This window comes from Parafrigoribacterium soli (assembly GCF_040227235.1).
In the GTDB taxonomy this organism is placed as follows: Bacteria; Actinomycetota; Actinomycetes; order Actinomycetales; family Microbacteriaceae; genus Parafrigoribacterium_A; species Parafrigoribacterium_A soli.
In genome coordinates, this window is sequence record NZ_JBELNZ010000001.1 from 375,480 (window position 1) to 393,473 (window position 17,994).

14 protein-coding genes and 1 riboswitch are annotated in these 17,994 nt (G+C 64.8%); of the genes, 2 read left to right on the top strand and 12 right to left on the bottom strand.

The features are described 5' to 3' along the window. Nucleotides 1-106: 106 nt before the first annotated feature. Entirely contained in the window at nucleotides 107-1,900 is a 1,794-nt protein-coding gene (locus ABUA37_RS01850) for an ABC transporter family substrate-binding protein (protein WP_349897410.1), read from the bottom strand. 59 nt (nucleotides 1,901-1,959) lie between these two features. Then, the gene (locus tag ABUA37_RS01855; RefSeq protein ID WP_349897411.1) at nucleotides 1,960-3,756 is read right to left on the bottom strand and encodes an ABC transporter ATP-binding protein; all 1,797 of its coding nucleotides are present in this window, start codon (nucleotides 3,754-3,756) and stop codon (nucleotides 1,960-1,962) included. Between the two features lie 86 nt (nucleotides 3,757-3,842). Here ABUA37_RS01855 and ABUA37_RS01860 point away from each other — a divergent pair, with 86 nt between their 5' ends. Then, nucleotides 3,843-4,469, top strand: a complete 627-nt coding sequence (locus ABUA37_RS01860; RefSeq protein WP_349897412.1) for a PH domain-containing protein — start codon at nucleotides 3,843-3,845, stop codon at nucleotides 4,467-4,469. A 29-nt stretch (nucleotides 4,470-4,498) separates the two neighbouring features. On the opposite strand, the gene ABUA37_RS01865 is transcribed toward ABUA37_RS01860, so the two are convergent. The 3 genes from ABUA37_RS01865 to ABUA37_RS01875 form a co-directional block, all read right to left on the bottom strand. Next, the gene (locus tag ABUA37_RS01865; RefSeq protein ID WP_349897874.1) at nucleotides 4,499-5,506 is read right to left on the bottom strand and encodes an ABC transporter permease; all 1,008 of its coding nucleotides are present in this window, start codon (nucleotides 5,504-5,506) and stop codon (nucleotides 4,499-4,501) included. 109 nt (nucleotides 5,507-5,615) lie between these two features. Continuing rightward, a complete protein-coding gene (locus ABUA37_RS01870) occupies nucleotides 5,616-7,154 on the bottom strand; it encodes an ABC transporter permease (protein WP_349897413.1) in 1,539 nt (512 codons plus the stop codon). Between the two features lie 181 nt (nucleotides 7,155-7,335). Further along, nucleotides 7,336-8,970 (bottom strand): ABC transporter family substrate-binding protein, encoded by a 1,635-nt coding sequence (locus tag ABUA37_RS01875; RefSeq protein WP_349897414.1) that lies wholly within the window; start codon nucleotides 8,968-8,970, stop codon nucleotides 7,336-7,338. A gap of 375 nt (nucleotides 8,971-9,345) precedes the next feature. On the opposite strand from ABUA37_RS01875, the gene ABUA37_RS01880 reads away from it, so the two are divergent. After that, nucleotides 9,346-10,179 (top strand): CPBP family intramembrane glutamic endopeptidase, encoded by an 834-nt coding sequence (locus tag ABUA37_RS01880; RefSeq protein WP_349897415.1) that lies wholly within the window; start codon nucleotides 9,346-9,348, stop codon nucleotides 10,177-10,179. Between the two features lie 67 nt (nucleotides 10,180-10,246). On the opposite strand, the gene gcvP is transcribed toward ABUA37_RS01880, so the two are convergent. The 7 genes from gcvP to ABUA37_RS01915 form a co-directional block, all read right to left on the bottom strand. Next, complete coding sequence (gene gcvP / locus ABUA37_RS01885; protein WP_349897416.1) at nucleotides 10,247-13,195, bottom strand: aminomethyl-transferring glycine dehydrogenase; 2,949 nt, start codon at nucleotides 13,193-13,195, stop codon at nucleotides 10,247-10,249. Then, nucleotides 13,195-13,566 carry a glycine cleavage system protein GcvH gene (gcvH, locus tag ABUA37_RS01890; protein WP_349897417.1) on the bottom strand — a complete coding sequence of 124 codons (372 nt, stop codon included), beginning with the start codon at nucleotides 13,564-13,566 and terminating at the stop codon, nucleotides 13,195-13,197. Before gcvH ends, gcvP begins: the two co-directional genes overlap by 1 nt. Beyond that, nucleotides 13,563-14,750 (bottom strand): glycine cleavage system aminomethyltransferase GcvT, encoded by a 1,188-nt coding sequence (gene gcvT / locus ABUA37_RS01895; protein ID WP_349897418.1) that lies wholly within the window; start codon nucleotides 14,748-14,750, stop codon nucleotides 13,563-13,565. The genes gcvH and gcvT overlap by 4 nt, the downstream gene beginning before the upstream one ends. Nucleotides 14,751-14,934: 184 nt before the next feature. After that, nucleotides 14,935-15,026: riboswitch (glycine riboswitch) on the bottom strand. 63 nt (nucleotides 15,027-15,089) lie between these two features. Further along, nucleotides 15,090-15,752 carry a DUF6766 family protein gene (locus ABUA37_RS01900; protein ID WP_349897419.1) on the bottom strand — a complete coding sequence of 221 codons (663 nt, stop codon included), beginning with the start codon at nucleotides 15,750-15,752 and terminating at the stop codon, nucleotides 15,090-15,092. Between the two features lie 94 nt (nucleotides 15,753-15,846). After that, complete coding sequence (locus ABUA37_RS01905; protein WP_349897420.1) at nucleotides 15,847-16,458, bottom strand: hypothetical protein; 612 nt, start codon at nucleotides 16,456-16,458, stop codon at nucleotides 15,847-15,849. Nucleotides 16,459-16,499: 41 nt separating this feature from the next. After that, complete coding sequence (locus tag ABUA37_RS01910; protein WP_349897421.1) at nucleotides 16,500-16,967, bottom strand: nitroreductase family deazaflavin-dependent oxidoreductase; 468 nt, start codon at nucleotides 16,965-16,967, stop codon at nucleotides 16,500-16,502. 39 nt (nucleotides 16,968-17,006) lie between these two features. Then, nucleotides 17,007-17,978: a Ppx/GppA phosphatase family protein gene (locus ABUA37_RS01915; protein WP_349897422.1), complete on the bottom strand. Its 972-nt coding sequence runs from the start codon at nucleotides 17,976-17,978 to the stop codon at nucleotides 17,007-17,009. Nucleotides 17,979-17,994 lie beyond the last annotated feature (16 nt).

The following is a 17,994-nucleotide window of genomic DNA, read 5'->3' on the forward strand; positions in this document are numbered from 1 at the left end:
GTACATCCTTGAAAGTGAGAGTCTCTGAAAAGAGAGAGGGAAGGCGAGGTTGCAATCGTGAAACCCGCGCCGACAAGTCTACCGCTATACCACGGTTGCGACTTTTCTACCCCTTCTCAACCGGCTTCCAGGCCCAGATATTCCAGAGCACGCCGGGTGCGAGCGGCGAGGGCGAGACGCCGGAGACGCTGCGTCGATAGGCGCTGATCGCGGGGAATTGGTAGAGCGGCACGCCGTAGGCATCGGCCCACAGCAGCGTGTCCACCTGGGTGAGCAGTTCCCGCTGCTTCGAGTGATCCGAGGTGGAATCGAGCTGATCGAGGAGCGCGTCCACCTTCGGATTCGAGTAATAACTGTGATTGGTCGCTTTCGCCTTGGAGCGGAACAACGACGCCGTTCCCGTGACCGCGAGGGTGGACGGGCGCAGCGCGTAGAGGGCGGCGTCGTAGGCGCCTGGCGTACCAAGCAGCGCGCGCCAGTCGGGGCTGGAGCAGTCGGTCACGACGAATCCGGCGAGCGCGGCGGACTTCTGGATGAGACCGAATTCGGCTACCCTGCGCGGATTGGAGGGGTCGAACAGGATGCAGACGTGCGGGTCTGTCACCCCGGCTTGCGAGAGCAGCGTCTTGGCCCGGGCAACGTCCACGCGCGCGTAGGCCTTCGATCCATTCGCCTTGACCGCCTCTGCATAGCCGTCGGAGCCGGGCAGGAACACCTGCGAGGAACGCAGCACGGCGTCTTCCTGCAGCGGAAGCACGAGCTTGTCGAGAATCTGCTGTCTCGGAACCACGCTGAGGAAGGCCTGGCGCACGCGGAGGTCTGCGAACGCGCCACTCCTGCCGTGGGCGAACTGCAGGTCGAGATGCTCGTAGGCGCCGTCGAAGCCGCTGCGCACGGTCACGTCGCTGGCCGAGACGAGCGCCTTGGCGACGTCCTCGGTGGACTGCGGCGCGATCACGTCGACGTCGCCTGCCTTCAGGGCACGCACCGCGGCGAGCGGGTCTGAGATGAACTTGATCGTGACCTTCTCGAACCGGGGCTGGTGATCGCCGACGTAGTGCTTGTTCGCCGTGAGGGTGGCGTGGTCGTTCGCCTTCAGACCGGTGAGCACGTACGGGCCGGTGCCCACGACGAGCTCCGGATCCTTCGGCATGCTCGTGAAGTTGAAGCCCGAGTTCCAGAACCGCGAGATCTTCGCCAGCGCTGCGTGGTCGCGGCTAGTCACGGCCTTGACCAGGGCATCCTTCGCCTTCTGGTGATCTCGGATGCCGAGGGCCTTGCCTGCAACAACGTGTGCGGGCAGGCCCACGCCGAAGACCAGTCGCCAGTCGACGAAGTAGTGGCCGTAACTGAGCGTGATCGAGTTGCCGCCGTCACCGATCACGGGCTCCTTGGTCACGAGCTGCAGGCCGTTGCCGCTGAATCCATCGAAGTAGACGACATCTTTCGGAAACGTGCTCGTGAAGGCGCCCGTCTCTCGATTGACGTAGCGGGAGGGATCGAAGCCCTTGCTGTTGAGGGCGCCAGAATTGGCCGCCCACGCCAGCAACAGGTCGGCGGCGTCGACGGGCGTGCCGTCCGACCAACTCACGCCATCCCGGATCGTGTACTTCACCTTAAAGGGATCGCGCGAGACGATCTGGTAGCTGCCGAAGGAATGGTCTTCGACGAGCTGCGGAACGTTATCGTAGTAGTTGAACTGCGAATTGGTCGCCGCGACGATGCTGCTGTTCGCCGTCGAATTGCCGTACGACGTCTTCGCGTTGTACGAGAAGAACGACTGGCTCGCCGCCACGGTGACCGAGGTGCCCTCCACGAGCACCGGCGCTGTGCAGCCCGAGAGCACCAGCGCGACGGTCGCCACGGACGCCAGCAGCGCCCCGATCCTTCTGGCTCTCATGCGGTAACTTCCCCTTCGTGGAGTCGCTAGAAGCCTAACGAGAGTGAATGGGAACGCTGTCAGTTCTCGTCCGCCCCAGAGGCGAGAATCCTCGCCCTCATCTCGCGCCGTTCGCGCTGCACGTCGGGATCTGGAAGAGGAACGGCGGCGATGAGCCTCTGTGTGTACGGGTGCTTCGGGTGGCGGAGAATCTCGTCCCTGGTACCCACTTCGACGAGTTTGCCGAGGTGCATCACCGCGATGCGGTCAGCAAGAACATCGATCACCGCCAGGTCGTGGGTGATGAACAGGCACGCGAAGTTCATTTCGTGCTGGAGCGTTTTGAGCAGTTCCAGGACGGTGGCCTGCACCGAAACATCCAGTGCGGATGTCGGCTCATCCGCGATGAGCAGGGTCGGCTTCAGCGCCAGAGCACGTGCGATGCCTACTCGCTGCTTCTGCCCGCCGGAGAGTTCGTGCGGGTATCGAGTGCGATAGTTTCTGGGCAACTCGACGGAGTCGAGCAACCCCTCGACAGCACGAACCAGTGCCTGGCCCTTCGCCTGTTTGGCCAGCAACAGTGGCTCGCCGATGCTCTGGCCGATCGTCATTCGGGGATTCAGCGACGACGACGGGTCCTGAAAGACGATGCCGGCCTTTTTATGCACCTCGCGAACGCTTCGTCTGGTCGGCTGCGCAAGATCGGTTCCGACCACGGTCAGCGACCCCGACGTGATCGGCAGCAGGCCGACGGCGGCGCGGCCGAGCGTCGTCTTTCCCGATCCCGACTCACCGACCAGGCCAACCACCTCGCCCTCGTGAATCTGCAGGTCGATCTGATCGACCGCGCGGAACGCCTTGACGCGCCCGCGACCCGGATACTCGACCACCGCGTTCCTGAAGTCCAGCACCGTGGGTAGCGCAGCCAACTCGCTCTCGGCGACACGCTTGGCCTCGTCAGCGAGACGCTCGTTCTCGGCCGCTCGCTCCCGCAGTTCCTCGTCTACTCCCCCGCTCGCGGTGACCACCGCGAGCGTCGCGGTCAAGTCGATATCGGCACCCTCTGAACTCTGTCCGAGGTGAGGCACGGCATCCAGAAGCGCCTTCGTGTACTCGTGCTGAGGGTTGTTGAATATCTCGTGGGTCGTGCCGGCTTCGACGATGACGCCGCGCCGCATGACTGCGATGTGGTCGGCCAGGTCTGCGACGACTCCCATGTCATGGGTGATCAGCAGGATGGCGCTGTCGAGCCGGTCACGGAGGCTGCGCAACAGGTCGAGAATTTCGGCCTGCACCGTAACGTCCAGCGCTGTGGTCGGCTCATCCGCAATCAACAACCCCGGGTCGCACGAAATCGATTGGGCGATCATGGCGCGCTGTCGCTGCCCGCCGGATAACTGGTGCGGATAGGAGTTGAAGGCCTTCAGCGGGTCGGGCAACTCGACCATCCGCAGCAGTTCGAGAGCGCGGTCCTTGCCTTCGCTCGGCGACATTCCGTAGTGCACTCGAAGTGTCTCGACGATCTGGAAACCCACCGTGAACACGGGGTTCAACGCCGTCATCGGCTCCTGAAAGATCAGGGCGACGTCTTTGCCTCGCACCGCACGCATGCGCGCTGCAGAAATGCCACGCAGTTCCTTGCCGTTGAGCTTGATGCTGCCGCTAACCCGGCTGTTCTTCGGCAGCAGGTCGAGAATCGACATCGAACTCACGCTCTTGCCCGAGCCGGATTCGCCGACGAGCGCCATGACCTCGCCGCGCTTGATCGAATAGTTGAGTTTGATCGCGGCGGGAACCCACAGGTTGTCGACACCAAAGTCGACGCTCAGATCGGTGACCTGCAGTACCGGAGTCTCGGCGGTTGTCTCAGCAGCCATCAGCGAATGATCCTTTCCGCGAGAGAAATTACGCGCGTTGCTTGGGTGCGGTCTGCGGCCGCCGCAGATGCTGACACCATGGAGCCATGGAACCTACCGCGGCAGACTCCGACACCGTCTTCAGTTCTCGGTTCAACCGCGTACTCGCGATCGTGATCTGGGCGCTGGCACTTGTCATGGTGACCACCACGGTGCTTGCGGGCGGCGCATCCGGCGCGTTTGCTCTGGTTCCAGGAGCGTTCTTCGCCGTGTTCGCCTGGACCGCGCTGTGGCGCCCTCACGTTCGAGTGAGCGACGCGGGAGTCCGCATCTGCAATGTCTTCCGCACCATCGATATTCCGTGGGCAGCGCTCATCCAGGTGGATACCCGCTATGCACTGACGCTCTACACGCCCGGCCACCAGTTTGCGGCGTGGGCCGCACCCGCCCCCGGCCGCACCGGCACAAACATTGCCAGGCGAGCGCAACAGAGCGGTCGAGTAGGCGGCGGCCCGACGGTCGATGGTGCAGTGCGCCCCGGCGATCTGCTGGCCAGCGAGTCCGGGCAGGCAGCCCACCTCGTGCGCGAGCGTTGGCATGCGCTGCTCGAATCCGGAGCTGTCGAGGTCGGTGCTGCCGAGGATACGCCGGTGCACGTTCACTGGCACGGGTACACGATCGTCGCCCTGCTGGCGCTGGGAGCGGGAGCCCTGGTCGCGCTCGTCGCCCTGTGACAGCGCACGGCTCCTGGTGGTCGACGTCGTCATGACCGCTCGACCGGCTTCGCGGGCTGCTCTTTGGTTCTGCGGATGCTGAAGCGGCGCTGGCGAGGGTCGAAAGCATCGCGCAGACCATCGCCGACGAAGTTCACCATCAGCGCGAGGATCACGATGAAGGATCCAGGCCACCAGAACAACCAGGGACGCGTCTGCAGTGCCGACTGGTTCTGGCTGACGAGCAGGCCGAGCGAGGAGTCTGGCGCCTTGATACCGAAACCCAGGTAGCTCAAGGCTGTCTCGAGCAGGATCGCCGACGCGATCAACAGTGTGGACGACACGATGATGACGCCGACCGCGTTCGGCAGGATGTGCTTGAAGATGATCCGAGCGTCGGACGCACCGGCCACTCTGGCTGCTTCGACGAACTCGCGTTCGCGCAGCGAGAGAAACTCGCTTCGCACCAGACGCGCAATGACCATCCAGGAGACCGCACCCAACAACACCGCGAGCCCGAAGGCTCCGAGCCCGTTTGCCGTGCGCCCGACGATGGCACCGATGACAATCGCGGGGATGACGATGAAGACGTCGGTGATGCGCATGAGGAGGGCATCCACCCATCCGCGGAAGTAGCCCGCAACGGCGCCGACAACAACGCCGACCGCGGTCGCAAAGAGGCCGAGCACGAGCATGACGAGCACCGAGTTCTGAATCCCGCGCATCGTGAGCGCGAAGTAGTCCCTGCCGATGGTGTCCTGGCCGAACGGATGCTTTCCGAAATGGATGCCATCGCCGCCGAGCCACTGCGGAATCACTGAGAGGGTCGGTGCGCCGTGATTCAGCTGGTCGTTGAGCTGGGTGTAGGAATACTGCCACCAGCCGTGGATCGGGCCGAAGCCGAGCGCCGTGACGGAGAAGATCACGATGGCCAGGTAGATGAAGATCGATGCAACAGCAACCTTGTTGCCCATGAATCGACGGAAGATGAGCCGACCCTGGCTCACACCTCGCCCATCTTCGCCGACGACGGGAACCACGTCGGGCTCGGGCGACATACTCGGCTCCATCGGGTTGCCCTGAACTGTGCTCATAGCATTCCCCTTTCAGTCCTGCCGGATTCGTCGCCGGCCGCAACTACTGCGAGTGTCCACATCGTTCGCATCATCAGTGAGTCCTCACGCGGGGGTCGAGCGCCGCATAGGCGAGGTCGGCCAGGAAGTTGAACACGATTGCCGTGATGGCGATCACAAGGAAGTAGCCCATGATCGGATTCACGTCGACGCGCTCGAGGCCGGCGACGAAAAGGTGACCCATCCCGCTGATCGCGAAGACCGTTTCTGTGATCACCGCGCCACCAAGTAGCGCGCCGATGTCGGTCGCAACCAGGGTCGCAAGAGGAATCAGCATGTTGCGGAACGCGTGCCGCACGATGACCGTGCGCTCCGGAAGCCCCTTGGCGCGAGCCGTGCGCACGTAGTCCTGATTCAGGACATCCAGCATTCCCGAGCGCGAGTATCGCGTGTAGCCGGCGAAGCTGATGAGCAACAGGCTGATCGTCGGCAACAACAGGTGGGTGAACGTGTCTGTGCCCTGAATCCAGACGCTGCCGACCAGGTCGGGCGTCTGGGCGCCGACGGTGGCAATCGGTCGTTCGTTGACCTGGTCGAGATTCATATATTGCGGCCAGGTGCGCATGAAGCGGTCGAGGAGCACGAGCCCGCCAGTGAGCAGCGCAACAACGCCGCCCACACGCATCGACAGTGACCGGTCATATCCGCCAAGCAGGAACCCGACCAGCACGCCGACCGCAATAGCGATGACGGCCAGGAAGACGAGCGTGCCGAGCGACGAGATGTTGAAAAGCCACTGGAGACCGAAGTAACAGACGAAGGCAATCGCACCGGTGATGCCCGCGGTGAGGAGAGCCTTGCGGTTGTGGATTCCTGCCATGATCGCCGTTACGCCCACGACCACTCCCGCGATCAGGAGCGCGATAACGATCGGTCCAAGCGACGGCTTCAAGAACCAGTTCGTCGCGGACATGTACCAGAGCACGAGCGACGTGACCGTGCCTGCGACCCCGAAGGTCACGAGGCGGCGCTGCCACGTACCTCCGAGTAGTAGTTGCAGGACGCCACCAACCACAATCCCGATGACGATCAGCGCCGCAGGACCAATGACCGGTTCGGCGAGGAAATTGTTGAACCCCAGCGCGATGAAGGCCTTGAGCATGACGGCCATAAGGAACGAGGGCAGCGAGAAGAGAAAGAAGCTCACGAACGTGACGCTGTAGTCAAAAACGCTGTACTGACGAAGCGCAGTGACTATACCGAGCGCGATGCCCAGCACCACGGCGAGCACGAAAGCCAGGGTGACCAGCTGGAGCGTGGAGCCCATGGCCTGCGGTAGAAGATCGGTCACGGCCTGGTTGGAGAAGGTCTTTCCAAGGTCGCACTGAGCCGCGAAGGGGATCGCGCACTTGGCGACACCACCGAGCCAGAGCACCCACCGCAACGGTGAGGGAAGGTCGAGATGGTTTGTGTGGACCCTGGCCTGAATCAGCGCTTGGCGGTTCGGCGCGCTGCTGCCGGTCAGATCGGCGAGCGGGTCGCCCGCGTTTGCCGCGAGCACGTACATGATGAACGACGCTGCGATCAGGATTAAGACGGAGACGACTATGCGTCTCGCGATGAAACTCACCATAGTTTCGGTTTACCTTTGCGGAACGTGAGGAGGCACCGCTGTGGCGGTGCCGCTGAACTGCCGCAGCGGATGGCAGCGGTTTCCTCTTTCGGACCCGCCTCAGCACTGAGGCGCTGGACTCCTGTGGGAGCCCAGCGCCTCAGACTAACTCAGACGTGCTGAGGGCGGACGTGCGGACTGGCTACTTCTTGGTCCAATCCCAGACGTTCCACGTGATTCCGTTCTGTCCACCGAACCACTTCACGCCGTCGAGCTTCTTGCTTGCCGCAAACAAGCCAGGCAGCTGGAACAGCGGAAGACCGTAGCCATCAGCGAACGTCAGCTTGTCGATCTTCAGCTTCAAAGCGTCAAGCTTCTTCGGGTCGAGAGTCGACTGCGTCTCCACAGCCATGTCACTCGCGTCCTTGTCGAGGTAGTTGTTGTAGTTTCCACTGTTGCCCGTCTGGAACAACTGCGGAATCTGCGCGTTACCAGCTCCGGGGTTGATCCAACCGAAGATGGACGCGTCGTAGTCGCCACCGGTGAGGAGACTGCTCCACTGCGGCGAACCACCGTCGGTGACGTTGAATCCCGCCAGCTTGGCCGAGGCCTGAATCGCCTGGAACGAGTTCACCCGGTTGGGGTTGTTCGTGTTGTACAGGATCTTCACTGTCGGCGTCTTGCCCGCGAGCAACGACTTTGCCTTCTCGATGTCGACCTTGTTGTACTCGCTTGAGCCGTTCTCCTTGACCGCTTCCGCGTACTGCGGCTGGTCCGGGAGCCAGATCTGCGAGTCGAGCACCTTGGCATCGGGGATGATCGGCGTGACGATCGCCTTCAGGATCTGCTCGCGAGGAATCGTGAGCAAGAACGCCTTGCGAACGGTCGGATCGCTGAACACGCCCGACTTGAAGTTCAAGTCAAGGTGGTCATAGGCCGCCTGGTTGCCCTGAATGACCTTGGCGCCCGAGATCTTCTTGAGCGCTTCGACCGTGTCGGCGGATGCCTGCGGCTGGATTGCGTCGACTTCACCGTTCTGCAGTGCCGTGACCTGAGCGTTCGCATCACCGATGAAGCGCATGATGAGCTTGCCGAACTTCACTTCGTGCGAGCCGACATAATCGGTGTTCTTGGTGAACGTCATCGACTGCTTCGGCGTCCATCCGGTGACCTCGAGGGGGCCGCCCGAAACGACCAACGCCTTGTCTTTCGGCATTCCGGTGGCGTCATACCCCGTGTTAATGAAGCTCGAGGCCTTCTTCAACGTCTCGTTGACGGGGCCCGGGTTGCTCGGGTCGCCAGCGGGAGTGTCCTTGATCGCCTTCATCAGCGCGGCCTCGCTCACGCCCGCCTGCTTCGCGACGACGTGCGCCGGGAACTGGATCGGGTTCACAAGCTGCCAGTCCACGTATGGCTTGGTGTACTTGATCGTGATCGAGAGGTTGTCTGAACTCGGAGTCGGCTTCGCAGACGACCACGGGTAACCCGCAGCGCTCGCGAAGTACTGCGTGCCCGCGGTGACGTCGCCGTCGTCGTTGAGCGTCGCGGACTCGTAGTAGCCCGAGGCCTGCGCCCATCCGAGCATCAGGTCGTCGGCGTTCATCGGCTTGCCGTCAGACCACTTGAGACCCGACTTCAGCGTGTACTTGACGGTCAGCGGGCTGTCGCTGATCTTCTTATACGTGCCCAGGTCCTTGTTCGGGACGACGTTGTACTGCTGATCGAGCGTGAAGAACTGGGGCTGCGTCATCTGCCAGATGAGCCCGTTCGTGTCCAGATTGCCCTGCGGGGTGTTGTAGTTGAACGAGGTCGCCTCGTTCACCTGCGCAATAGTCACCGTCCTGCCCGTATTCGACGACGTCGTCGTATCGGCTGTGGTGGTGCATGCGGCGAGGGGAAGGCTTGCCGCACCTGCTATTGCGATTGCGGAAAGCAATCGCTTGCGTGTCATTTTCAATTTTCCTCCTGTGCAAGATGAACTCACGACAGCCGATTCCTAGGTCGTGCTGTCGCTGGTGATACAAGGACCCTAAAGGGGGGCCGCCCGCATTCCAAAACTGTAAGCGGAAACGAGTTCCTGCGCGAACCGTTGTTGGAAATATCTGCGTCGAATAGCGGATCATTGCGTGCAAAAGCGCGAGTTCGCACAAATAGCCCGCCTCACGCGGTATGAAAGCCATCTATGGGGGCGGCCGCCGCGTAGCATCGACTCATGCGCTTCGGGTCTCCGTCACCCTCTGCCGAGCGGGGAGCGAACACACCGCCGGCGCAGAACGGGCCGCGGGATTCTCGCCCTGACCACCGCCGCATCCGCACAGAAGTGCTGCTCGTGCTGGGGCTGTCGCTCGGCGCGTCCGCCGTGTACTCGATCGTCACGATCGTCGACCGTTCGACGCGCGCCACCTCGCTGTCGAGCCAGAAGGCCACGCTCAACGGAGCGCTGAGCGACCGGGAAGCGTTCGATCTGATCTACCAATTCCTCGGGATCTTCTTCGACCTCGTGCCCGTGATGCTCGTCGCGTTCCTGCTCTGGAACGCGGCCACACCGCACCTCTCGCGGCTCGGCATCGACTTCCGCCGGCCGTGGCACGACGCGCTCTCGGGCATCGGGCTCGCGCTCCTGATCGGAATTCCAGGCATCGCGCTCTACCTCGTGGGGCGCGCGATCGGAGTCACGGTCGCGGTGAACCCGAGCGGCCTCGACAGCTACTGGTGGACCGTTCCGATCCTGCTGCTCTCGGCCCTGCGCTCCGCGCTGCAGGAGGAGGTCATCGTGATCGGCTACCTGTTCGCCCGGCTGCGCGATCTCGGCTGGGGCAGGTGGCCGATCATCATCGCGGCGGCGGTGCTGCGCGGCAGCTACCACCTGTACCAGGGCTATGGATCGTTCGTGGGCAACCTCGCGATGGGGCTGCTGTTCGGCTGGCTGTACACGCGCACCCGGCGGGTTCTGCCGCTCGTGATCGCGCACTTCGTGATCGATGCAGCCGTTTTCGTCGGGTACCCGTGGGCGGCATCCGCGTTTCCTGGGCTGTTTGGGGGTTGAGCTTGTCGAAACCTCCCACAGAGTTACTCGCGGGCGGATTTCGACAAGCTCAATCACCGAGGGAGCGTTACGCGAAGGCCTCGGGCGGCGGGCAGGCGCAGAACAGGTTGCGGTCGCCCCAGGCCTGGTCGACCCGGCGCACCGGCGGCCAGTATTTATTGCGCAGCAGCGAACGGACCGGATAGACAGCGGTCTCGCGCGAGTAGGCGTGCGTCCACTCGCCCTCGATCACCGATCGCGCGGTGTGCGGAGCTCCTTGCAGGGGGTTGTCGTCGACCGGCCACTCGCCAGCCGCCACGGCATCCGCCTCTGCCTTGATCGCGATCATCGCCTCGATGAAGCGGTCGATCTCGACCAGATCCTCGCTCTCGGTGGGCTCGACCATGAGCGTGCCGGGCACCGGGAACGACATCGTGGGCGCGTGGAAGCCGTAGTCGATGAGGCGCTTGGCCACGTCATCCACGCTCACCCCGGTCGCCTCGGTGAGCGGACGCACATCGAGGATGCACTCGTGGGCAACGAGGCCGTGCTCACCCGAGTAGAGCACCGGGTAGTAATCACGCAGGCGCACGGCGACATAGTTCGCGGCCAGCACGGCGGCCCCCGTCGCGCGCTTGAGCCCGTCTGCACCCATCATGCGGATGTAGGCCCAGCTGATCGGCAGGATGCTGGGACTCCCGTAGGGGGCCGAACTGACGGCGTTCGCGCTGCCGGGGCCTGAGCCGCCAGCGCGCGCCTCGCTGGGCACCTGCTCGGCGATGAGATCGCGCTGCGCCATCGGGTGCCCGGGCAGGTACGGCGTGAGGTGCGCCTTGGCCGCGACGGGTCCGACGCCCGGTCCGCCACCACCGTGCGGGATGCAGAACGTCTTATGCAGGTTGAGGTGTGAGACGTCGCCCCCGAAGTCGCCGAAGCGGGCAAAGCCGAGCAGCGCGTTGAGGTTGGCTCCGTCGACGTAGACCTGGCCGCCCGCGTCGTGCACGGCTTTGCAGATGTCGCCGACCTCGTGCTCGTACACACCGTGCGTGGAGGGGTAGGTGATCATGAGGGCGGCGAGCTCGTCACGATGCTCGTCGATCTTCGCCCTTAGGTCGTCGAGATCGACGTTGCCGAGCTCGTTCGTCGCGACGACCACGACGCGCATTCCGGCGAGCACCGCGGAGGCGGCGTTCGTACCGTGCGCACTCGACGGAATGAGGCATACCGTGCGCTGGTCGTTGCCCGCGGCGCGGTGGTAGCCACGAATCGCGAGAAGACCCGCGAGCTCGCCCTGGCTGCCCGCGTTGGGCTGCAGCGACACCGCGTCGTACCCGGTGACCTCGGCCAGCCAGCGCTGCAACTGCTGGATGAGTTCGAGGTAACCCTCGACATCCGCCTCGGGTGCGAAGGGGTGCAACCCCGCGAACTCCGGCCAGCTGATCGCCTCCATCTCGGTGGCCGCATTGAGCTTCATGGTGCACGAGCCGAGCGGGATCATCCCGCGGTCTAGCGCGTAGTCCTTGTCGGCGAGGTACTTGAGGTAGCGCATCATGCTCGTCTCCGAGCGGTGCGTGTTGAACACCGGATGCGTCAGGTAGTCGTCCGCACGGCGCAGGTCCGCCGGGATCCAGCCCTCGACCTCGGTGCGTGCAAGCCCCGCGCCTTCGAGTAACGGCCGCTCGGCCCCGAGGATCCTCGCGACGGCGAGGAGGTCCTCGTCGCTCGTGGTCTCGTCGACAGAGAACTGCACGTGGTCGTCGTCCACCCGGTGGAAGAGATACCCGGCGTCGTAAGCAGCCTCGACGAGGCGATCAGCGCTGCGATCGGTCTCGAGGGTGATGGTGTCGAAGTAGTTGCCCGAGACGACCGTGTGGCCGCCGTCGCTCGCCGCCTCGGCGAGGTAGCGCGCGCCGCGGGTCACGGTCTCGGCGATCCGCTTCAGCCCGGCCGGCCCGTGGTACACCGCGTACATCGAGGCCATGACCGCGAGCAGCACCTGCGCGGTGCAGATGTTGCTCGTCGCCTTCTCGCGACGGATGTGTTGCTCGCGCGCCTGCAGGGACAGGCGGTACGCGGAGTGGCCGGCCGCGTCCTGCGAGACTCCCACGAGCCGACCGGGAAGCTGCCGCTCGAGCCCGCCGCGCACCGCCATGTAGCCCGCGTGCGGACCACCGAATCCCATCGGAACACCGAAGCGCTGGCTGGAGCCGACGGCGACATCCGCCCCCAGCTCGCCGGGGCTGGTGATGAGGGTGAGCGCGAGCAGGTCTGCCGCGACGACCGCGATGGCGCCCCGGGCGCGTGCTGCTTCGATGACCGCGGAGGGGTTCCACAGCTGGCCGGATGCGCCCGGGTACTGCACGAAGATGCCGAACGCCTCGGGAAGCTCCGAGGGCGCGGTGGTGGCGAGCGGCAGCTCCGCGAGCGCGATGCCGACCGCGGCCGCGCGGTTCTGCAGGAGGGCGCGGGTCTGGGGCAGAACATCCGAATCGACGATGAAGGTCGCCGAGCCCGACTTCGAGGCGCGGCGCGCGAGCAGCATCCCCTCGACCACTGCGGTGCCCTCGTCGAGCATCGACGCGTTGGCGGTTTTCAGCCCGGTGAGGTCGGAGATCATCGTCTGGAAATTGATGAGCGCCTCGAGGCGACCCTGCGAGATCTCGGGCTGATACGGCGTGTATGCCGTGTACCAGCTCGGGTTCTCGAGCACATTGCGCTTGATCACGGCGGGCGTGATCGTGTCGTAGTAGCCGAGGCCGATCATCGAGCGGTTCACGCGGTTGCGAGCGGCGAGGCCGCGCAACTCTGCGAGCGCCTCACGTTCGGTTGCCGCCGGAGGAAGGGCCGTCTCTGCCGCGTGTTCGAAGGCCTCGACGGCGATCGACTTCGGCACGGCCGCGGCCACGAGCGCATCGACCGAGGCGAAGCCGAGCGCGTCGAGCATGACCCGCTGGGCCTCGGCATCGGTTCCGATGTGGCGCTCGACGAATCCGTCTGCCGCCTGCTCCTTCTGATCCGCGCGCTGGAGCGTGGCCATCACTCCCCTACCAGAGCGTTGTACTCTTCGGCGCTCAGCATCGCGGGAAGCTCCGTGAAGGTGACCTTGATCATCCAGCCCTCGCCGAATGGGTCGCTGTTGACGAGTTCGGGTGAGTCGACGACCGCGGCGTTGGTCTCCGACACCGTTCCGTTGACCGGGGCGAAGAGCTCACCGACCGACTTGGTCGATTCGATCTCGCCGATCACCTTGCCCTCCGCGACCGCGTCGCCCACCGTTGGGAGCTCGACGAAGACGACGTCACCGAGCTTGTCCGCCGCGTAGGAGGTGATGCCGATCGTCGCGGTGTCGCCCTCCACCAGCACCCATTCGTGCTCCGCCGTGTATTTGAGCGCTGCGAGATCTGTCATTCTTCCGTTCTCTTTTCTGTGGACTCACGATGTGCGGTCGGCCGCTTGTAGAACGGCAGAGCAACGACGGATGCCGCCACTCGCGTGCCACGCACGTCGATGAAGATGCCGCCGGGCTCGGCGAGGGCGACCGGGTCGAGGTAGGCCATCGCAATCGGATAGCCGAGAGTCGGCGACAGCGCGCCGCTCGTGACCACGCCGATCTCGCGGTCGTCGGCCGAATACACGGCGTAGCCGGCCCGGCCGGCGCGCTTGCCCTCCGAGACGAGGCCGACGAGCACTCGCGCTCCCTCCGGAAGCGCAACCTCAGACGCCTCGCGACCGACGAAGTCATCCGGTTTCGTGAGATTCACGACGCGAGAGAGCCCGGCCTGCGCTGGCATGATGTCGGTGCTCAACTCGTGCCCGTAGAGAGGCATGCCCGCCTCGAGGCGCAGCGTGTCGCGGCTCGCGAGCCCTGCCGGGACGATGCCATACTCGGCGCCAGCCGTCATGAGTTCCCGCCAGAGTTGCTCGACGTTCTCCACCCGCACGTACAGTTCGAAGCCGTCTTCGCCCGTGTACCCGGTGCGCCCGACCATGATCTCGTTGCCGTGGTAAGTGCCCATCGTGCTCCAGTAGTAGCCGACCTCACCCACGGGCTTCACCGTCTCGAGTCCGTCGAGCCGCTCGAGCACGGCGAGCGCGTTGGGCCCCTGCACCGCGACGAGCGCGAGACCGTCGCTCTCGTCGAAGACCGTCACGTCGAAGTCGGCGGCGCGAGCGGCCAGGGCGCCAGCCACCGCGAAGCGGTTGGACGCATTCGCAACCACGCCGTAGCGGTTCTTGTGGGTGCGGTAGATGACGACGTCGTCGACGATTCCCCCGTCGCGAGTCAGCAGCAGCGAGTACTTGACCTGGCCGACCGCAATGTCGGAGATCTTGCTGGCGAGCGCGTAATCGAGGGCGCGGCCCGCATCCGGCCCTGTGACCAGGATCTCGGCCATGTGCGAGAGGTCGAACAGTGCTACGGAATTGCGCACGGCGTGATGCTCGGCGAGGTCGCTCGAGTACCGCACAGGCATCTGCCAGCCGGCGAAGTCGGTGAAGCTGGCACCGGCATCCACATGGATCTGGTGCAGTGGAGACAGCCGCTGTCCGTCTGACCCGGGGTCTGACGATTCGGGGCGCTGAGGATCTGGCACGAGTTCTCCTGGCGTAATGGCTGCGGGAACTCCCCCTCTGTCATAGGCCTGAGAGCTTCACCGGCGGATGCCGACTTTCACCATGGGCGGAATTGCTCGGGAGTTCGGATGGGCCGCGAGGGATCTTTGGGATCTCGACAGGCTCGATCCGAATTCGCTTTGCGAATTCGCTTTTCAGAGTGGCCAGTTCGATGCGGTACTGGACCTGAGAGATTAGCGGGGAGGCTTGCTCCTTCGGTGTTCGCTCAACTGAGCGAACTCTCCCGCATCGCGTTGCGGCCGTGTATGTGGTTGTTCGCCCAGCTTAGCAACGGCTGAGCCTCCGCGCGCCCGACGGGCTCAGGCGCTGGTCTCGGCGTGCGGTGTCGCGACGGGCTTGGATTCGGCCGAACCGCGCTGGCGGAGAAAGACGGATGCGCCGACCATGAGCGCGATCACCATGAACTCGCTCTGCCAGTTCTGGAACGATTCGAACCAGAACTGCGAGGTCGTCACGTATTCGAGCGCCGACACGGCCTGTTGACCGTGCTGAAGCTGTTCCTCGCCGTACGCCGCGGCCCCGGTCACGGCGTGCAGGACGACCGATGCGATGAACAGCCCGAAGAACAGGATGGCGAGCGAGTTTTCGTAGAGCACGAGCACGAAACCACCGCGCTTGACAGGCCACGGCACGTTCGGTTCGTTCCTCGATTCCCGCGGATCCTTATCCTGCGCCGCAGCTTCGCCGATCGGCTTGGATTCGGATGAGCCGCGCTGGTAGAGGAAGACGGTGAGCACCACGTACATCCCCATCTGCAGGAACTCGCTCTCCCAGTTTTCGAAGGTGGCCTCGCCGAAAGCGCCGGTACCGAGATAGGCCGTGAAGCTGACGGCGCTTTGGCCGTGGTCGAGCTGGTCCTGGTTGTAGGTGTTGAACCCGGTGATCGCCATGCCGCAGAAGAAGATGACGAACAGCGCAAGGTTTGCGAAGAGCAGGCTGTGGTTACGCATCCATTCACGCATGCCTTCAGCTTGACACGCGTCGATGTGGCTCGGCCCGGGCTTGACCCCACTCAGGCGCTCCGTTATGGGCGCCGAGCGCGCTCGGTCGCGTGTCCTACTCCGCAGTGCCGCGCTCGCCGACCGGGACCAGGGCGGCGAGGTCGTCGGCGACCAGCCGCATCCGCTTGCTCCTGTGCCGCTCGTAGTCGGCATCCGTCGCGATGTTGGAGCGGTCGAGCCAGTCTTCGACCGCTCGCGCGATGTCGAGCCAGGCGTCCTGCCGGGCACTCTCGATCAGCTCGAGCAGGTAGTCCCCGTTGGCGCGGCGTTCGCGCAGCGTCTCGGTGACGACCGCGAGCACCTCCTCGCGAAGCTCCAGGTTGTGTGCGTCGCCGGAGCGGTAGTCGTGAGCGTGCGAGGCCTTGCCCGGTATCGACCTGGCGACGCGCACTTGCTTCGCGATGCGGATGCCCTCGAGGTCGAACTCGTCGATGAGCACGTCGATGGCCTCGCGTGCCTCGTCGAGGTACTGCGCCGGATCGAACGCACGATCGGCCGTGAGCACGCCCACGATGACGCGGTTCTTGAGTCGCAGTCGCGAGGAGTATTCCGCGAGCATGAGGCCCTCGGAGACCGAGTCCTCAAGAGAGAACGGCGGCGGAGGCGGCAGCGCGGATTCGTCGAATGGCCGCGACCAGCGGCGTCGCCTGCGGCGAAACCATTTCACTCGTGGTTCTCAATCTCGTGCGCACTGCCCTGGACTCAAGCCTAACGGGTGGCTGTGTCGCCGCGTCTGCTCAGGCGCACGAGCGGGATCTCCGGGTCGCTCTCTCCCGTCGCGGCGACGATCGCGGCATGGAGCTCGGCCCAGGCCTTCGGATGCTGTGCGCTGTAGTAGGCGAGCGCCGCATCCGCTTCTTTCGTCTCCAGCACGCTCGCGCTCATGGGGATGTTGCGGCGACGACCGATGCTGACGCGGCAGTCAGGATGCGCGAGGAGGTTACGGAACCACTGCGACTTGCGCCCGAATCCCGAGGCGATGATGACCGAATCCGGGCTCTCTCGCGCGACGGTCTCGAGCACGACGTAGCGTTTCTCACCCGAGACGCGACCGACGTGTTCCAGAAGCAGGAGCTTGCCGCCGAAGAGAAATCCGAGCCCCGCGCGGAACAGGTGGATGGGTGCGCGAACCAGCCAGCGCGTCGTGAGGACGCTTGCCGCGAGGTTTCGCTTCATGCGCCGATGGTACGCCCGAGGTGTTCATTCGACGCCGCGTCAGTCGGCGGCGTTCGGTGCGAGAGACAGCGCCACTCCGTCGAGGATGTCGTGCTCGCTCGTGATGACGGTTTCGAGCGGGCGCCCTGCCGCGGTCGAGGCCTCGGCGATCCGCTGCACGACGGCCGACCAGATCAACGCGCCGGTGACGATGACGTCGACCCGCCCCGAGTGCAGGTAGGGCAGTGCGGCCCGCTCGGCCCTGGGCATTCGGCTGAGTTCGTCGCACGCCTTGAGCACCGTGGCCGCGGGCAACCGTGCGCCGTTGATGGCGTCGGGGATGTATGAGGGCAGGCGAAGCGCGTGCGCCGTGATGGTGGTGACGGTGCCGGCGACTCCGATCACCTCGGCCGCCTGGCCGAGATCGACGGTCTCGGATGCGAGGTCCAGCGCCGCATCGACGGCCGCGCGCACGCCGTCGCGATCGGACCGCGAGGGCGGGTCGGTGCTCACGTTGCGTTCCGTCAGTCGGACCGAGCCGACATCCATGGAATAGGCGGCGTGCGGGGTGCGCCCACCCAGCACCAGCTCGGTGGACCCGCCGCCGATGTCGATAACGAGGCGCTCGACCGTGTCGTCGAGCAGGTCGGAGGGACCGAGAGCGGTGAGTGCGCCACGAAAGGACAGCGCGGCCTCCTCCGTGCCGGCGATGACCTCCGCGGGAACGCCGAGCAGCGCCTCGACGGCGTCGGTGAACTCCGCCCGGTTGGCGGCATCCCGGGTCGCCGACGTTGCGACGAAACGGATGCGCTCCACGCCGTGCTCGCGGCACAGCTCGGCGTAGCGGCGGGTTGCCTCGAGCGTGCGTTCCAGGGCGCCCTCGCTGAATCTGCCGGTGCGATCGACCCCCTCGCCGAGGCGCACCAGGTCGAGCTTGCGCACCACATCGCGAAGGCCTCCACGCTCATCAAGATCGGCGATGAGCAGTCGGATCGAATTCGTTCCGCAGTCGAAGGCGGCAACTCGGGTCATGCGCGGGTCCTCACGG